The sequence below is a fragment of the Bacillus sp. K2I17 genome, from assembly GCF_002209985.1.
In the GTDB taxonomy this organism is placed as follows: Bacteria; Bacillota; Bacilli; order Bacillales; family Bacillaceae_G; genus Bacillus_A; species Bacillus_A wiedmannii.
Genome location: NZ_NJGF01000001.1, coordinates 285519 through 301553 on the forward strand (window position 1 = coordinate 285519; position 16035 = coordinate 301553).

Consider the following 16035-nt stretch of genomic DNA (forward strand, 5'->3'; position numbering starts at 1 on the left):
AACCGTTAAACAGGGGTGAAGAAAATGTATCCTACCGAATACATACAATTTTTAATTCATTTTCACGGAGATTATGATTATTTTGAATGCCACGAAACACTGGAAGAATATTGGAAAACAAAACCGAGAGGAAATCGTGATAATTATTTAGTCGGTCTTATTCAAATTGCAGTTTCTTTATACCATCAAAGACGCTCTAACTGGAATGGCTCAGAAAAGATGATGAAAAGCGCCATAACGATTTTAGAAAAAAACAGTGCACCTTTACTACGTTTAGGAATAAATCAGACACAACTTCTATGCTTACTCCAGGATAGATTGCAATCTATACAGAAAGAAGAGAGTTTTACACCGTTATTTTTACCGTTATCGGATACAGCATTAGAAAAGCACTGCATGGAATTATGCCAGAAACAAAACCTTCCTTGGAAAGACGTGAATGCTACTTCTAATGAATATATAATACATAAGCACACATTACGTGATCGAACAGAGGTTATCGCTGAACGAAACGAACAATTACAAAAAAGAAAGCAGAGATAATAAACCACTTATCTCTGCTTTTACGAATGTATATTTTGTTCTAGCCCTTTACACTTTTTGCAAAAACTTGCTGTTTGCTCATTTCCGCAAATTGTAAACTCAAGAAATTTACTCTTTAACTCTTGAACCATCTTCGTTCCAATACCCATATGACGATGAGACGGGTTCACACTCAAATGCTGAATTTCCAACACTTGATTCTCTTTTTTTACAATCCCCATTATCCCAACAAAATCTTCGTTTTGTTTCCACAAATACAATTGCCAATCATCCTTTGCTTCATAATCTTTCATAGTCAATTGTAATGTTTTCACATCTTTTTCAGTTGGCATAAATGAAAGAAGCCCCATTGCAATCTTTTCATAACTTTTTTTAAAACGAATTAACATAACCCTTATCCCTTCTTACAAAAGTTACAAACTATTAATCCCCTCAACCACTCTTTTCATATCACATTCATTTTACAATATTTTCAACAGAGTGAGAAGGGCCTAAAACAACTTGATAATCATACAAAGCGAAAAGAAGAAAGTCAAATATATGTTTCAGTACTATTTTTTCTAAGTAGATTAACAAAGAAACGCTGTTATATGAAAGTAAAAAGAAACATCCACCGCTCATTACCACTCCAATATTCATCACCTGAGAGCAAATGAATTCTAGCAAAATTAATGTAATAAAAATATTTATTGAAACATGAAATCTAATGTATTCTATGTAATTTGTTAAAATTTTGTTCTTATAAGCGCCATATTTTCGCTACAATAACAGTACTACTTGTATCATGTACTGCAAACGAAATACCCGTTCCTATTAAAAAACAAAAAAGAGAGCCATAGCTCTCTTTTCCCATTAACTTATTCTTCCCAAACTTTAACTTCTTTCATTACATCGCCTTGACGCATGTTTAATACTGTTTCAATACCGCTTGTTGCTTTACCGAATACAGTATGTACACCATCTAAATGCGGTTGTGGCTCATGAACAACAAAGAATTGGCTACCGCCTGTATTACGGCCAGCATGAGCCATAGAAAGTGAACCTACAAGGTGTCTATGAGGATTTCCATCAGTTTCACATGGGATAGAGTAACCTGGGCCACCTGCACCTGTTCCTGTTGGATCTCCACCTTGGCTTACGAAGCCAGGAATAACGCGGTGGAATGTCACACCATCATAAAATCCTTGCTCTGCTAGTTTTTTAAAGTTTTCTACTGTTTTTGGTGCCTCTTCTGGGAAAAATTCTAACTCGATTTTTTCACCATTTTCCATTAATATGTATCCTAAAGTTTTCATACGTATATGTCTCCTTTCAACTATCTCAGCACTATATTACCACATTCATGACTAGAAACAAAAAGAATCCGACAATCTAGATACTTCTTTTTCGAAATGTGGAAAAAGCTAGGTGACAAATAAGAAATATATACTATAATAACTGTGTTGCCCGAAAATTTTAGAAAGAGAAAGGGAGCGATTTTTCGTGAAAACGAAATTACTAGCTCTGCTATTGGCTGTAACGGTATTTATGATGCCAACAGCTTCGTTTGCAGACATCATCGAAGGAGAATCAATTGTTACACTAGGAGAAAACTTGTCTGAACAACAAAAACAAGATCTGTTAAAAGAAATGAAAGCACCAAAAGATGCTACAATCATTACTGTGTCTAATGCGGAAGAACATAAATTTCTAGAAGGGATTGTTCCAAAATCCCAAATTGGTACGAGAGCAATTTCCTCTTCTATGATTACATACACAAAGCCAGGTTCTGGTCTCATTGTACGTTCAAAAAACATTAATTCGATAACAGATGCAATGTACACAAACGCACTTATTACAGCAGGTGTGAAAGATGCAGAAATTCAAATTACTGCACCATTTAAAGTTTCAGGAACTGCTGCTTTAACCGGTTTAATGAAAGCCTATGAAACAACATCGAACAAAGCAATTCCTGAGGAAGTAAAAAAAGTAGCCAATGAAGAAATGGTGCAAACAGCCCAGCTCGGCGATAAAATTGGTGAAGAAAAAGCAGTTCAACTTGTTGCAAAAATTAAAGAAGAAATTGCCAAAGAACAGCCAAAAACGACTGAAGATTTACGTTCATTAATTAAAAAAATTGCGGATCAACTTGGTATTACATTAACGGATGAACAGTTAGATAATTTAGTTGCGCTATTTGATAAAATGAAAAATCTTAATATCGATTGGAATCAAGTTGGCAGTCAGTTAAATAAAGCAAAAGAACACGTTTCTGCCTTTTTAGGATCTGAAGAAGGGCAAGGTTTCCTAGATAAAGTTAAAGATTTCTTCTCAAGTATCATTGATTTTGTTAAATCGTTATTCAAGTAAAAAGAAGCTCGTCAGTGACGAGCTTCTTTTTTTATACAAGTAATGGCAATTTCATAACAGCTTCTTCGACCGAACGAACAATATGATTTGCCTTATTCTTCACATATGGATGAGCATGATGTAGAGTAAATGAATGCGGAGTTACTTCAAACATAGAAATATCATTGAAAGAATCTCCAATGCATGCAACTTCATTTGCTTCAATTTGTAAATGTTCCATTAGTCGCCTTAAAGCACTCCCTTTACTTACTCCCCTTGGCATAATGTCAACATAGCGTTTACCAGACATAAAAACTTCCGCTTCGCTCTGAAATGTATCTCGTAACTCTTGATCTAATGCTGCAATTGTCTCTTCTTCCCCAAAAACAAACAATTTCGCAGGATGTACAGTCTTACCAAATTCCTCTTCTAATGCTTCTATCTCAGCAATATGCACGCCCATATACGTTTCAAAAGTATGATGATGTTCATTCTTTCTTTTTGTATACCGTTGCTCATTTGCACAAACAATATCTGCTAGTCCCTTTTTATGGATATATCGATATATTTCCTGGGCAATCCCATCTTCAAAACTTGATTCATGAAATATTTTTCCATCCGGCAGTAACATCGTTGCTCCATTTAAACTAGTTGTGTAATACGGGAATGCAAACCTATTTACGACTTCATCAATTCGATGAGTAAAGCGGCCAGAGGCAAAACAAATATTTGTCCCTTTTTCAGCTAACCAACAAAGTGCACGTTCATCTTCTTTTTGCATATGATTCACATTGTAAACGAGCGTATCATCTAAATCACTTACAAATAATTTAATCATGTCCTCTTCCCCTTCCATACACAATATCTACTCTAAGTGTACACAAAAAATGTTTGATTTTTGTTAAAAAACAATAAATTTTTGCTAAAAAAATAAACGGGTGTATAATCCCGTTTATTTTTGTCTTTTTACATTTTGAGGTCTTACAATACTTGGTCGTACTTTTAAACTAGACATCGTCGGGCGAAGTAGAATTTTTGTTAATGCACCCCAATCAAATGGTAAAAACGGCCATAAATAAGGCGTTTGTAAACTTTTTATAGACGTTAAAAATAAAATCAATATCGTCATACCAATTACAAATCCCATCTCATGGAAGAGACCTGTTAAAATAATAACAAACAATTTTCCAACTTTATTTCCTAATCCTAATTCATAACTCGGTGTTGCATATGCACCGATCATAGAAACTGCTACATACAAAATAACTTCTGGTACAAACAAACCTACATCGATTGCTATTTGACCAATTAATATGGCGGAAATTAACCCTGCAGCAGAAGATAACGGCGTTGGCGTATGAATGGCTGCCATCCTTAAAAACTCAAGTCCGATTTCGGCCATCAACACCTGTAATAGAATTGGTAAATGTGTCATCTTAGTCGGTCCAATGAAAGCAAGTTTTTCTGGTAAAAGAGTTGGATCAAATACAAACACTAACCAAAATGGTAGTAAAAATAAGGAGAATAAGACACCTAAAAAGCGTACCCAACGTAAAAATGTACCGACAGCTGGATTTTGTCTAAACTCTTCCGCATGCTGTAAATGGTGGAAATATGTTGTTGGAGTAATCATAGCACTCGGTGATGTATCAACTAGTACTAACACATGTCCTTCTAATAAATGATTCGCCGCTACATCCGGTCTTTCTGTATATCGAATAAGCGGGAATGGATTATAGCTTTGCTTTACAACAAATTCTTCCACTGTTTTATCCGCCATCGTAATTCCATCGACATCAATGTTATTTAATTCTTGCTTTATAATCTTTACTAAATCTGGATTTGCAACATCTTGAACATATGTAATACAAATATCAGTTTGGGATCTATCTCCTACTCGAATCATTTCATTTCGAAGACGTGGATCTCGAATTCTCCTACGAATTAACGCTGTATTTACAACGATATTTTCAACAAATCCATCCCTCGCACCGCGTACTACTTTTTCAGTATCAGGTTCTGTCGGTGTTCGTCCTGGATAGCTGCGAACATCTATTGCGAACGCTTCCGTTTCACCTTCCACAAATATAACAATAAGTCCTGATAATACTTGGAGCATTACCTCATCCATCGTTTTCACTTTGCTTACTTGTTGATGGATTAAACGATTCTCTAAAAGCTTCACTGTATCTTCTTCTACATCCCTTATCTCATTTGTATCCACCGCTTCTTCTAAAATAGGGATAATATAATTTGTATCACAAAGTCCGTTTACAAATAACACACCAATTTCTTTATTTAAAATTTGAAATTTACGAATGCCAACGTCGTATGTAACACCCAGTCCAGCTGTTTGCTTTAAGTAATTTTCATTATCACTTATGAAAGATGAAATAGGGATATCCACTTTTTTAGGCTTCGTCATAAAAACCACTCCTTTCCAAAATTAATTGAATCGCTTTTCTAGTAATAGGTGATCCTCTCTCCCATTCATCGTTTCCACACATCTTACCAATATCACCAACTCCCACAATGACAGGAACATTCAGATCATCTAAACAATAAATTGTATCTCCGCTAATTCTGCCAATTTCACCATCTGGAAGTCCAAATTTATCAACACCGTATTCGGTTAAATTCCCGTTTCGATCTACACTGACATCTACACGTGCCCATTCCCAATGATGTGTATTAGACGCTACTGCCAAAATCCCCAGTACATCAATTTGTTTATGTGTGGCTACATATTTTAAAGCCTTTTCACCAGATCCTTCTCCAATAAATCCACTGTCATCAAACATGACAAATACAGGGTCATATGGCGTTTGCATAATAAGCTCAACAACTTTCTTCCCTGTCAATTTGGTTGGATTACTTTGTGATGCTGAAATACACCTTCCCCCAAATTCCTTCGTTAAAAGCTCAATTGTTCGCTTTGCATATTCATCTCCATCTGTGACCAAAACAACCCTTCGTCTCATTTGATTTATCCTTTCGGTTTACATATAAGTGCTACAAAAAATGAAAATAATATCGCTGCAGAAATGCCTGCAGACGTTAAACTAAACATACCCATACCAATCCCAATATATCCGTGTTTTTCTGCCGCATGCATTGCCCCATGTAATAGTGAATGTCCAAAACTTGTAATAGGAACTGTCGCCCCAGCACCAGCAAACTTTATAAGCTTATCGTACAATCCAAATCCATCTAAAACTGCTCCTATAACTACAAAGGTAGCCATTAAATGGGCTGGTGTTAACTTTGCGAAATCTAACAATACCTGTCCAATTACACAAATGGCGCCTCCTACAAGAAATGCATATATAAAATCCACAATTCACTCTCCCTTCACTCTCTCAAATACGACACCATGTGCAATTGTTGGAATGGTTTCTTTCTGCTGCATCATCATCGGACTTAATAACGCACCAGTAGCAACGACAAAAATTCGTTGTAAATTCCCTTTTTGCATCTCGCTTAATAAATGACCATATGTGACAACAGCTGAACAAGCACAACCACTACCACCGGCAAATACTTCTTCTTGACCGGGATCATAAATCATTAATCCGCAATCATTATATATATGCCCAAGATCATAACCTTCTTCCAGTAACAGTTGTTTTGCTATTGGTGTCCCAATAGCTGATAAATCACCGGTAAGAATCAAATCATAATCTGCTGCACTTCTCTTCAAATCTTCAAAGTGTTGTTGAATTGTATGAGCAGCAGCAGGTGCCATCGCCGACCCCATATCTAAAGGATTCGCAATCCCTAAATCTTGCACTTTTCCAATCGTAGCTGCCGTAATTTTAATAGCACTTTTTTCTTTACTAATTAATATGGATCCCGCACCTGTAACAGTGGAATTTGCTGTTCCTGGTTTTTGTCCCCCATACTCTGTTGGATAACGGAACTGTCTTTCAGCCGTTGCATTATGACTACTTACCGTCGCTAAAACACGATTTGCGAATCCACCATCTATAAAGGCTGATCCAACCGCTAAAGTCTCCATCGAGGTTGCACAAGCGCTAAACATCCCTAAAAAGGGAATCCCCCACTTACGCGCAACATAATTTGCTGTCACTGTTTGATTTAATAAATCACCCGCTAAAAAGAAATCAATTTGTGATGTTTTTACATTTCCTTTTTGCAAGACTTGTTGAATTGAATCTGACATTAACCTTCGTTCAGCAAGTTCCCAGTTTTCCTCTCCGCAATGTAAATCATCATATGAAATATCAAAATCCTTCCCAAGAGGGCCCTCAGCTTCTTTTGGACCGACAGCAGTACCGGTTGCATTCACATAAATATCATTTTGAAATACCCACGTTTGTTTTCCGGTCAACCTCATACTAGCCCCTCCTTTAAGACATAAAAATGTTAAAAGTATATCTTATTAATCCAATAACGTATGCACCAACGACCCCAAAAACGATAACACTTCCCGCTAGCTTAAACATATTTGTAGCAACCCCAAGCACAATTCCTTCACTCTTATGTTCTAGCGCAGCGCTCGCCATAGAATTCGCAAATCCCGTAACAGGTACGGCCGATCCCGCTCCAGCAAATTGACCGATTTTATCATATACACCACAACCTGTTAAAATCGCCGATAATAATACAAGCGTTGCAACTGTCGGATTTCCTGCCTCTTGTTCACTGAAATGAAAATAATGTATATAAAATTTCATCAATACTTCTCCGACAGTACAAATGAATCCACCTACAAGAAATGCCTTGACACAATTTAGGAAATAGTTTGGTTTTGGATGGTACTCCTTCACTTTATTTATGTAATCATCCTTTAGTTTTCGCCCTGTCATTTATATACTGCCTCCTACTTTACGAAATAAATCCAGTGAAACAATGAGCCTATTACTTTGCCAAGTACAAGAGCAACGAGTAAAACAACGATTTTCCCTTCTACCCCTACTCGTTTCGCTAAAATAGGTAAAACATTTAACACTTCTGTTAATGCGGCTGCAAGCATTCCAATGAATGTGCCACAAAATATTCCTAATATAACAAGCCAATATTGCGACGTTTGAAATGTAATGTTTTTCAAACTACACCAAGCTCCTGTTAACGTACCTGCAATAACTGCCCACTCAAAATATTGAATGTGCTTTCCACTTCTCGTTAATTGAGCTAGACGGGGGATTATACCAAGTACAGCTAAAAATGCGACATATCCGCTACCCACTGCAATTCCTCCCGCTAAACCAATTAAAATAACAAGCCCAGACTCAATCATCGGCAAGTTGTTTCATATTGTCCTTGTTTTCATGAACAATTACATATTGGTCAAGTGACTGCTGATATTGGAACATCTCCACTTCTAACGGACTCGGCTCTTCATTAATTCGCTTTTGAAATACATGATTAAAAAATAAGACCATACCTAACCCAAGACCTACTGAATAAGGAATTTGAAATAGCAGTGGCTGCGCCTTAAATTCTCCCGTAATCATGTAATATAACCGCTGGTGCACTTGTTGCATGCTTACATCTTCATGGAAATAAATGATCGCAAGAGCCGCTCCAATAAAAAGTAACAACCATACAAGCCCGAAGAAAACCGGATGTACTTTCTTTTTTTCATATATAATTTCAACAAGAGTTTGTCCAGAACCGAGTAAATTAATTTGTATATGAGCCGCTTTTCGCCTAATAATCTCAATAATTTTCATAACATCAATTACAACATGTGTCTTATCATGCGCTGTTATTTTGTAAACTACCTCATCCTGTAACGACTCAACTACCTCAGTATCTCCGGCAAGTTGAGCGACATCACGTAGTTTCACTTCATACGTAGGAGAAACTTTTAATCGATTACGCATTTTAATATAAATTGTTTGTTCCAATTTCTATTCACCTCTTCACTCTTCCTCGTAGTTGTAGTATGGTTATTGAATTTTTTTCTAATACAATTTTTTCATAAAAAAACATCTGTACCGTTTCGGTACAGATGTTTTTTAGTTTATGCCTTTTTCTTAAATAAATTTGCAATACTTAATGCGAGTCCTCCCCAAATGACTACCATACCAATCACCATCATCATAATCGCTGATCCGCTCATTATGAAACACCCCGATCTTTCCATTCTTTTTCAAGCTTAGCAGAATCTGAATGTATTTGTGCATTCCATTTCTTTATACTAATGATTAGTGCAACGATAAGGAAGGCTGCTGCAATTGACCAACCATATGTTACGACAAACTCCGTTGGATAATCTCCGTAGTTCTTTTTAATATTTTGGATTGTGCCATCAATTAACATGTACCCTAACATAAGCGGGGTAATAACGAGTAAACTTACTCTCCAAAACGTCCCTAACTTAATATCAGATACGAAGTTTGCATGATTTTGGTAAACTGGTAAACGGCGTAGAATGAGCCCTATCGTAACCACTTCCGCTAATGCAATTGAAATTAATCCGAAGTTATTAGCGAAATAATCAACAACATCTAGGAACATAAGCCCGCCACGTGTTGCAAAAACAAGAGAAACTAGTACGAGAAGCGTCCCCATAATTCCAATTGTTTTTTGGCGACTTAAGCTGAACTTTTCAGATACGGCAGCAAAACATACTTCCGCAAGTGAAATGAGGGATGTAATTCCAGCAACCGTTAATGATAAGAAAAATAATACGCCAAATAACGGTGACATCGGTAACTCATTAATGATTTGCGGGAATACTACGAATGCAAGTCCTACACCAGCACTTGCTACTTTATCAACTGGTACTCCCATATTATTTGCCATAAATCCAAGAGCTGCAAAGACCCCAATCCCAGCTAACAATTCAAATCCTGAGTTTGCAAAGCCAGTAATAAAGGCATTATTTGTTGTATCTGAGTTTTTCGGTAAATAACTAGAATACGTAATCATAATTCCAAATGCTAAAGATAAGCTAAAGAAAATTTGACCATAAGCAGCAAGCCATACTTTCCCATCAAAAATACGACTCCAATCTGGTTTGAAGAATGCATCCAACCCTTGCATTGCACCTTCCATCGTCACTGCACGAACTACGATAATAAGGAACATAACAACTAATAAAGGGATGAAAATACGATTAACAACTTCGATTCCTTTTTTAACTCCTTTAAATGCTACACCGAGCACGATAATCCAAACGAGAGCTAATGGAATTAATACTTCCGGTACGAGCCCTCCAAACTGTCCAGGCTTATCTGCAACATGCAAATACTCTTTAAATAAAAATGATTGCGTGTCTTTCCCCCATGCTCCAGTAATTGCAAAGTACGTATAGGAAATAGACCAAGCAATAATTACTGCATAATATGTTGAAACGATAAACGTTACACACATTTGCCACCATCCGATAAATTCAGCACGCGGACTAATACGGAAGAATGTAAGTGGCGCCGAACCACGATGACGATGCCCAAGAGCAAATTCAAACGCCAATAATGAAATACCAGTCGTTAATAATGCGAATAAGTACGGTAAAAAGAATGCGCCTCCCCCATTTTCATACGCTGTATAAGGAAAACGCCATATGTTTCCTAATCCAACGGCAGAGCCGACCGCTGCGAAAATGAATCCGGCCCTCGTTCCCCATTGTTGCCTCGTTTCCATATTTCCTTCCCCCTTTGTGACAAGTTCATACTTGGATTATATTTTAAATTTACTAAATTATCAATAAATTCTGTTAATTCTTACGAAAGTTTACAATCCCTACTAAATTAAAGTCATAAAAAAAATCGAATAGATAGCTACTCATCTATTCGATCTTTCATCTGTTTTAATATTTTCTTTTCAAGTCTTGAAACTTGTACTTGCGAAATACCTATGCGCTCCGCTACTTCTGATTGGGTTTGGTCTTTATAATAGCGTAAATATACAATTAAACGTTCTCGATCATCTAATTCTCTAATTGCTTCTTTTAAAGCAATTTTATCAAACCATTTCGTTTCAGATTGATCAGCAATTTGATCTAAAATAGTGATTGGATCTCCATCGTTTTCATACACCGTTTCATGTATGGATGAAGGAGCACGACTCGCTTCTTGCGCCAGAACCACTTCTTCTGGCGTTAGTTCTAACGCTTCGGCTACTTCGTTAATTGTTGGTGCCCTTCCGAATTCTTTCGAAAGCTCGTCTCTCATCTTTCGAATTTTATTTCCTGTTTCTTTTAAAGATCTACTTACTTTCACTGATCCATCATCACGTAAAAATCGTTGTATTTCTCCAATAATCATTGGAACTGCATATGTTGAAAATTTCACGTCGAAAGATAAATCAAATTTATCTACCGATTTTAAGAGCCCAATACATCCAATTTGAAATAAATCGTCTGGTTCGTATCCTCGATTAAGAAAACGCTGCACAACCGACCATACGAGACGCATATTACTTTGAACGATTGTATCTCTCGCTTGTTGATCTCCATCTTGACTTTGTTGAATTAACGCTTTTAGCTCGTGGTCCTTTAACTGAGGTTTCTTCTTCTCATTTTTGACCTCTATGTCCATAGGCTATTCTCCTTAATTGCATAGAGCGTTACTATTTGATAAGTATTTTGTCAAATGGATTGTTGTCCCGAAAGATTCGTTTGAAATAACTTCTACTTCATCCATAAAATTTTCCATGATAGTAAATCCCATTCCGGAACGCTCTAATTCAGGTTTAGTTGTAAAAAGGGGTTGTCTTGCTTCATCTAAATCAAAGATGCCAATCCCTTCATCTCGAATCGTGAGTTTCACCATTGCTTCTTCCAAAATTACAGAAATATAAACAACACCTTCTGCATTTCCATCGTATCCATGAATAATTGCATTCGTAACTGCTTCTGACACAACTGTTTTAATCTCCGTAAGTTCTTCCATCGTTGGATCTAGTTGCGCAATGAAAGCAGCTACTGTAACGCGAGCGAATGATTCATTTTGACTTAATGCTGAAAATTGAAGGTTCATTTCATTTCTCATTTATGCCACCCCCAACGTCGCGAGCGCATGCGCTTCACTTTCTTCTAAGCGAACAATTTTAAATAAGCCCGACATTTCAAATAAACGCTTAACAGGCGGTGAAATTGCACAAACAACCATTTCTCCACCTAATCCCTTTACATGCTTATATCGGCCTAATATAACACCTAAACCAGAACTATCCATAAACGATAAGTTCTCTAGGCTCAAAACAATATGATGAACACCATGTGTCTCAATCATATCTGTTACTTTCGTTCGCAACTCTTCAGCAGTATGATGATCTAATTCACCCGCTAGTCTCACACATAGGACGTCACGCTTTACTTCTAATTGCATGGAAAGACTCACACGATTTCCTCCTTATGCTCAAACTTTACTCATTTACATACATAAAGATTTTCGTGATACAACATAAGAATCCTTCCTGCTGACAAAAGAAGAACTATTTCGCCATAAAGTGAAAACATTCGGCAATTATTTACTTTCATACGAATAGAAAAGCGGCAAAATGTTTGCCGCTATTTTGATGTTGAAAACATCCCAAAACTTCTTTTAAATAACTCCCACCAGCTCGCTGCAGCAACATCTTCTTTTGCTACAATTGTTTGTTTTAATAAAACATCTTTATCTTTTTTAATAACAAGTGTACCAAGCGCGTCACCTTTTTTAATCGGCGCTTTCACTTTCTTTTCAGCAATTACTTCTTGCTTTACTTTGTCCATATTTTCGCCCTTCTTCATAAGAAGAGACACATTGTCTGACGCAACTAAATCTACTTTTTCTTTTTTCCCTTTTCCTACTTGTACAGTCTTAATTTTTTCGCCACGTGTATACAATTTCTTTGTCATATATTGTCCAAATGCATAGTCAAGAAGCTTTGTTACTTGATTATTCCGTTCTTTCGATGTAGGTGCTCCCATAACAACTGAAATAACACGCATGCCATTTTTTTCAGCCGATGCTGTTAAACAATATTTTGCTTCTGTCGTAAAGCCCGTTTTCACACCATCTACTCCAGGATAAAAACGTACTAACTTATTCGTATTCACGAGCCAAAACTTCTTATCCGTATCTTCTCGTAAATAGTCTTCGTATTTACCTGTATATTTGCGAATAAGTGGGTACTTCATTAATTCTTTTGCCATTATAGCCATATCATTTGCTGTGGAATAATGGTCTTTAGCCGGAAGACCTGTTGGATTTTGAAAATGAGTATTTTTCAGTCCTAAATCTTTCGCTTTTTTGTTCATCATATTTACAAAACCTTCTTCTGAACCCGCGATATGCTCCGCTACTGCAACAGACGCATCATTTCCAGATGCAATAGCAATACCTTTTAGCATTTCATTTACAGTCATCTCTTCTCCAGGCTCTAAAAAGATTTGTGATCCACCCATTGAAGCTGCATGCTCACTTGCTCTAACTTTATCGGTCAGTTTTAGTTTTCCTTTTTCAACTTGTTCCATAATTAATAGCATTGTCATAATCTTCGTCATACTAGCAGGTGGTAACTTCTCATTTGGATTTTTATCAAACAAAACTTTACCTGTATCTTGTTCAATTACAATTGCTGATGACGCTTGTTCCGCTAACTTCGGCGTTGTTTCTTCTGTTTTTTCCTGCTTCGTCTTCTCAGATTGTGCGAAACTAACTGAAGTACCAGAAAGCAATAACATGAAACAAACAAGTATTCCAAAAACTCGCTTCATGACTAACCCTCCATTCTATATCAAACCTATTTTTTCCAATTTATTATTTTTTAATACCATATTTTTCTAATATTTTCAGTTGACAAATATATTCATCACCTATATTGTATTAAGCGTACTACATACAGTAGTACACTTAATACAAGTCAGAAAGGAGACATTGCTCTTGCATATTCAACTTGATCCAAGAAGCAACACTCCGATATGGGAACAAATTGTTCAAAATATAAAAGAACTCGTATTGAAAAACATGTTAGCTCCAAGTGATAAACTTCCTTCTGTACGCGAACTCGCTTCTTTACTCGTTATAAATCCAAATACAGTGAGTAAAGCGTATCAAGAGTTAGAGCGACAAGGGATTATTGAAACATTACGAGGAAAAGGAACATTTGTATCCCAATCGATTACCCCAACATTAGACGAAAGGAAAATCGCTATGGTTGAAAAGCAATTTCATCAATTACTATTAGAAGCCTCTTATCTTGGTATTACGAAAGATAAAATTCATGATTGGATAGATTCATACTATAAAGAGATTGGAGGAAATACGGATGCTGAAAGTGACAAGCCTCAAGAAAACAATTGATAATCAAACAATTTTAGACGATGTTTCTTTCACATTACAAAAAGGAAGTATCATCGGATTACTTGGAAGAAACGGTGCGGGCAAAACAACTTTATTACGAACGATGGTCGGCATTTTAGACCCTGATGCAGGGACTGTTACATATGAGGATACAAACATTCATCATTGTCCTGAAATAAAGCAAAAAATCGTATATGTTCCGGATTCTACTAACATATTGAACGGATATACGGTAAAAGAAATTGTAAAGTTTTATAAAGAAGTTTATAACGCATTTGATGAAGCATATTTCTATGAACTGTTAGAACGTTTTAACTTACCAAACAAACGAATTCGTAGTTATTCAAAAGGGATGAAAGCATTGCTTGCCATCATTTTAGCCGTTTCTACAAAAGCAGAATATATCATTTTGGATGAACCGACAAACGGACTTGATCCTATCGTTAAAAGGCAGATTTTACAGTTTCTCGTTGGAGAAGTGGCAGAAAAAGAGATTACCATTTTCATCTCAACTCACCATTTAGATGAAGTGGAACAAATTGCAGATACAATTATTATATTAAAAGGCCATACTATCTCGTCTATTACATCACTAGACGATGCCAAATCACGATTTGCAAAAATACAAGTAGCTTACGAACGTTCATTACCTCAAAAACTAGAAAACTTAAGCAATATTAAAATATTAAATCAAACAGGAAAAGTATATACAATCTTAATTGAGGGAAATGTGGCTGCAACATTGGAGAAGTTTTATAAAGAACAACCTATACTCATTGAAGAATTAACAATGTCACTTGAAGATGTCTTCGTTACGACACTAGAGGAGGATGGTTATGTTTCATAAGGCGTTGTGGACGTGGAATTGGAAACGCGGGAAATATGCTGTACTACTGTTCTTCTTTTATACACTTTATCTTCTATCTTTCGGATACTATAAAGCAGCTCAGCAACAACTTGCTAATTATTATAAATTACATGAAAAGGGAACGTTCTATTATGATTATGCTTTTTGGTCAAATACAGGTAATAGTTTTTGGATAACTATCCTTATTATTTCTATTGCTTGTCTATTAATAGGGTGGGAACGTAGCAGCCAGTCTAATGCACTACTTTTAACAATGCCATTTAAAAGAAAAGATGTTTTCTTATCTAAATGGGCTTTCGGTTCATTTTGGATTATTGGGTCTCTCCTTGTAAACTGGATTCTTATGTACTTTATTTATAGAACAACGATTCATTTTGATTATCAATCATTCGGGCCATTTCATCGATACTTTCTTTATGCAATTGTTTCATATGTTGCAGTATATACAGCTGCATTATGTATCGGTGCCTTTACTGGAAGCGTTGTTTCACAAGTTGTTTTTTGTATTCCTTGGTTACTAATGGGTCTTACATTTATTTCATTGCTGTACAATTTTACAATAAATCATTTAAATGTTCAAAATAATAGAAACTCTCACTTATATGAAAGTCTTTCTGAAATAAATAATAAAACAAATATTGTTGCACCAATATATAATTTTTCTATTTATTACGATTATGATCCAAAATCACGTAAAAAAGAAAACGATCCAAACACTTTAAGAGATCCAGCATCTTATAGATATTATTCAGCTAAATCCATATTGGTCCCGATTTTTTATACAATATTTTACTTACTACTTGGCGCATATTTATATACAAGATCACCAAATGAAAACACTCAAAAGATATTTATTTTCCAAAAACATTTAAAAATATGGATATGGGGGACAACCATTTACTTTGCATTACTAGGTGGCTATAAAATAAATCAATTTTATTTCTTACCTAACTACTATATCAGTTTGTTTCTCGCTGGAATCATTACTTATGTTGTATTATCACGCCTAACAAATTATAAAGTTTTTTAAAGGAG

The 16035-nt window shown here is 35.9% G+C and carries 21 protein-coding genes; 5 read left to right on the forward strand and 16 right to left on the reverse strand.

Features of this window, described 5'->3' with window-relative positions; genetic code table 11:
* The first annotated feature begins 24 nt into the window (after positions 1 to 24).
* The gene (locus CER22_RS01555) at positions 25 to 543 is read left to right on the forward strand and encodes a DUF309 domain-containing protein (protein ID WP_088064344.1); all 519 of its coding nucleotides are present in this window, start codon (positions 25 to 27) and stop codon (positions 541 to 543) included.
* Positions 544 to 563: 20 nt separating this feature from the next.
* Here CER22_RS01555 and ribT read toward each other — a convergent pair whose 3' ends face one another.
* Complete coding sequence (ribT, locus tag CER22_RS01560; protein ID WP_000908397.1) at positions 564 to 932, reverse strand: GNAT family N-acetyltransferase RibT; 369 nt, start codon at positions 930 to 932, stop codon at positions 564 to 566.
* Between the two features lie 468 nt (positions 933 to 1400).
* Positions 1401 to 1838, reverse strand: coding sequence for a peptidylprolyl isomerase (locus CER22_RS01570; RefSeq protein ID WP_000853789.1), 438 nt, complete (start codon positions 1836 to 1838; stop codon positions 1401 to 1403).
* A gap of 187 nt (positions 1839 to 2025) precedes the next feature.
* Between CER22_RS01570 and CER22_RS01575 the strand changes: the two genes are divergently transcribed.
* Positions 2026 to 2892, forward strand: a complete 867-nt coding sequence (locus CER22_RS01575) for a DUF1002 domain-containing protein (protein ID WP_088608110.1) — start codon at positions 2026 to 2028, stop codon at positions 2890 to 2892.
* Positions 2893 to 2923: 31 nt separating this feature from the next.
* On the opposite strand, the gene CER22_RS01580 is transcribed toward CER22_RS01575, so the two are convergent.
* The 14 genes from CER22_RS01580 to dacF form a co-directional block, all read right to left on the reverse strand.
* Positions 2924 to 3727 carry a Cof-type HAD-IIB family hydrolase gene (locus CER22_RS01580; protein ID WP_002008448.1) on the reverse strand — a complete coding sequence of 268 codons (804 nt, stop codon included), beginning with the start codon at positions 3725 to 3727 and terminating at the stop codon, positions 2924 to 2926.
* Positions 3728 to 3823: 96 nt separating this feature from the next.
* Entirely contained in the window at positions 3824 to 5296 is a 1473-nt protein-coding gene (gene spoVAF, locus CER22_RS01585; RefSeq protein ID WP_087985122.1) for a spore germination protein SpoVAF, read from the reverse strand.
* Positions 5283 to 5852, reverse strand: a complete 570-nt coding sequence (locus CER22_RS01590; RefSeq protein WP_001254416.1) for a stage V sporulation protein AE — start codon at positions 5850 to 5852, stop codon at positions 5283 to 5285. Before CER22_RS01590 ends, spoVAF begins: the two co-directional genes overlap by 14 nt.
* Before the next feature lie 5 nt (positions 5853 to 5857).
* Entirely contained in the window at positions 5858 to 6208 is a 351-nt protein-coding gene (gene spoVAE, locus CER22_RS01595) for a stage V sporulation protein AE (protein ID WP_000345909.1), read from the reverse strand.
* 3 nt (positions 6209 to 6211) lie between these two features.
* Positions 6212 to 7228: a stage V sporulation protein AD gene (spoVAD, locus tag CER22_RS01600; RefSeq protein WP_088608111.1), complete on the reverse strand. Its 1017-nt coding sequence runs from the start codon at positions 7226 to 7228 to the stop codon at positions 6212 to 6214.
* A 13-nt stretch (positions 7229 to 7241) separates the two neighbouring features.
* Entirely contained in the window at positions 7242 to 7700 is a 459-nt protein-coding gene (gene spoVAC / locus CER22_RS01605) for a stage V sporulation protein AC (RefSeq protein ID WP_000147730.1), read from the reverse strand.
* A 14-nt stretch (positions 7701 to 7714) separates the two neighbouring features.
* Entirely contained in the window at positions 7715 to 8131 is a 417-nt protein-coding gene (spoVAB, locus tag CER22_RS01610) for a stage V sporulation protein SpoVAB (RefSeq protein ID WP_000572948.1), read from the reverse strand.
* Positions 8124 to 8744 (reverse strand): stage V sporulation protein SpoVAA, encoded by a 621-nt coding sequence (gene spoVAA, locus CER22_RS01615; RefSeq protein WP_087985124.1) that lies wholly within the window; start codon positions 8742 to 8744, stop codon positions 8124 to 8126. Before spoVAA ends, spoVAB begins: the two co-directional genes overlap by 8 nt.
* A gap of 116 nt (positions 8745 to 8860) precedes the next feature.
* Positions 8861 to 8959, reverse strand: coding sequence for a methionine/alanine import family NSS transporter small subunit (locus CER22_RS01620; RefSeq protein WP_000016829.1), 99 nt, complete (start codon positions 8957 to 8959; stop codon positions 8861 to 8863).
* Complete coding sequence (locus tag CER22_RS01625) at positions 8959 to 10485, reverse strand: sodium-dependent transporter (protein ID WP_000450092.1); 1527 nt, start codon at positions 10483 to 10485, stop codon at positions 8959 to 8961. Before CER22_RS01625 ends, CER22_RS01620 begins: the two co-directional genes overlap by 1 nt.
* 137 nt (positions 10486 to 10622) lie before the next feature.
* Entirely contained in the window at positions 10623 to 11381 is a 759-nt protein-coding gene (gene sigF / locus CER22_RS01630; RefSeq protein ID WP_000350733.1) for an RNA polymerase sporulation sigma factor SigF, read from the reverse strand.
* A 12-nt stretch (positions 11382 to 11393) separates the two neighbouring features.
* On the reverse strand, positions 11394 to 11834 hold the full coding sequence (gene spoIIAB, locus CER22_RS01635) for an anti-sigma F factor (protein ID WP_048546248.1): 441 nt from the start codon (positions 11832 to 11834) through the stop codon (positions 11394 to 11396).
* A complete protein-coding gene (gene spoIIAA / locus CER22_RS01640) occupies positions 11835 to 12185 on the reverse strand; it encodes an anti-sigma F factor antagonist (RefSeq protein WP_000059133.1) in 351 nt (116 codons plus the stop codon).
* Between the two features lie 170 nt (positions 12186 to 12355).
* Positions 12356 to 13546, reverse strand: coding sequence for a serine-type D-Ala-D-Ala carboxypeptidase DacF (gene dacF, locus CER22_RS01645; protein ID WP_000831992.1), 1191 nt, complete (start codon positions 13544 to 13546; stop codon positions 12356 to 12358).
* A 166-nt stretch (positions 13547 to 13712) separates the two neighbouring features.
* Between dacF and CER22_RS01655 the strand changes: the two genes are divergently transcribed.
* Genes CER22_RS01655 through CER22_RS01665 form a run of 3 tightly spaced genes read left to right on the forward strand, consistent with a single transcriptional unit; the run spans position 13713 to position 16030 of the window.
* Entirely contained in the window at positions 13713 to 14132 is a 420-nt protein-coding gene (locus CER22_RS01655; protein WP_046957464.1) for a GntR family transcriptional regulator, read from the forward strand.
* Entirely contained in the window at positions 14098 to 14979 is an 882-nt protein-coding gene (locus CER22_RS01660) for an ABC transporter ATP-binding protein (RefSeq protein WP_087985125.1), read from the forward strand. The genes CER22_RS01655 and CER22_RS01660 overlap by 35 nt, the downstream gene beginning before the upstream one ends.
* Positions 14969 to 16030: an ABC transporter permease subunit gene (locus CER22_RS01665; protein ID WP_088608112.1), complete on the forward strand. Its 1062-nt coding sequence runs from the start codon at positions 14969 to 14971 to the stop codon at positions 16028 to 16030. The genes CER22_RS01660 and CER22_RS01665 overlap by 11 nt, the downstream gene beginning before the upstream one ends.
* The last annotated feature ends 5 nt before the right edge of the window (positions 16031 to 16035 follow it).